Origin of the sequence: Kocuria sp. APC 4018 (assembly GCF_030407675.1) — a bacterium.
GTDB lineage: Bacteria > Actinomycetota > Actinomycetes > Actinomycetales > Micrococcaceae > Kocuria > Kocuria rhizophila.
On sequence record NZ_JASDCY010000111.1, the window covers coordinates 1 to 1,176 of the forward strand.

Annotated in this window: 1 rRNA gene (only partly in view); it reads left to right on the plus strand. The window is 57.2% G+C overall.

The features are described 5' to 3' along the window. Window positions 1-4 precede the first annotated feature (4 nt). Window positions 5-1,176 (plus strand): 16S ribosomal RNA (locus QL985_RS12000) (it continues 174 nt past the right edge of the window).

The following is a 1,176-nucleotide window of genomic DNA, read 5'->3' on the forward strand; positions in this document are numbered from 1 at the left end:
TTTTTTGACGGAGAGTTTGATCCTGGCTCAGGACGAACGCTGGCGGCGTGCTTAACACATGCAAGTCGAACGCTGAAGCTTGGTGCTTGCACTGGGTGGATGAGTGGCGAACGGGTGAGTAATACGTGAGTAACCTGCCCTTGACTCTGGGATAAGCCTGGGAAACTGGGTCTAATACTGGATACGACATGTCACCGCATGGTGGTGTGTGGAAAGGGTTTTACTGGTTTTGGATGGGCTCACGGCCTATCAGCTTGTTGGTGGGGTAATGGCTCACCAAGGCGACGACGGGTAGCCGGCCTGAGAGGGTGACCGGCCACACTGGGACTGAGACACGGCCCAGACTCCTACGGGAGGCAGCAGTGGGGAATATTGCACAATGGGCGGAAGCCTGATGCAGCGACGCCGCGTGAGGGATGACGGCCTTCGGGTTGTAAACCTCTTTCAGCACGGAAGAAGCGAAAGTGACGGTACGTGCAGAAGAAGCGCCGGCTAACTACGTGCCAGCAGCCGCGGTAATACGTAGGGCGCAAGCGTTGTCCGGAATTATTGGGCGTAAAGAGCTCGTAGGCGGTTTGTCGCGTCTGCTGTGAAAGCCCGGGGCTTAACCCCGGGTGTGCAGTGGGTACGGGCAGACTTGAGTGCAGTAGGGGAGACTGGAATTCCTGGTGTAGCGGTGAAATGCGCAGATATCAGGAGGAACACCGATGGCGAAGGCAGGTCTCTGGGCTGTTACTGACGCTGAGGAGCGAAAGCATGGGGAGCGAACAGGATTAGATACCCTGGTAGTCCATGCCGTAAACGTTGGGCACTAGGTGTGGGGAACATTCCACGTTTTCCGCGCCGTAGCTAACGCATTAAGTGCCCCGCCTGGGGAGTACGGCCGCAAGGCTAAAACTCAAAGGAATTGACGGGGGCCCGCACAAGCGGCGGAGCATGCGGATTAATTCGATGCAACGCGAAGAACCTTACCAAGGCTTGACATACACCGGACCGGGCCAGAGATGGTCTTTCCCCCTTGTGGGGCTGGTGTACAGGTGGTGCATGGTTGTCGTCAGCTCGTGTCGTGAGATGTTGGGTTAAGTCCCGCAACGAGCGCAACCCTCGTTCTATGTTGCCAGCACGTGATGGTGGGGACTCATAGGAGACTGCCGGGGTCAACTCGGAGGAAGGTGA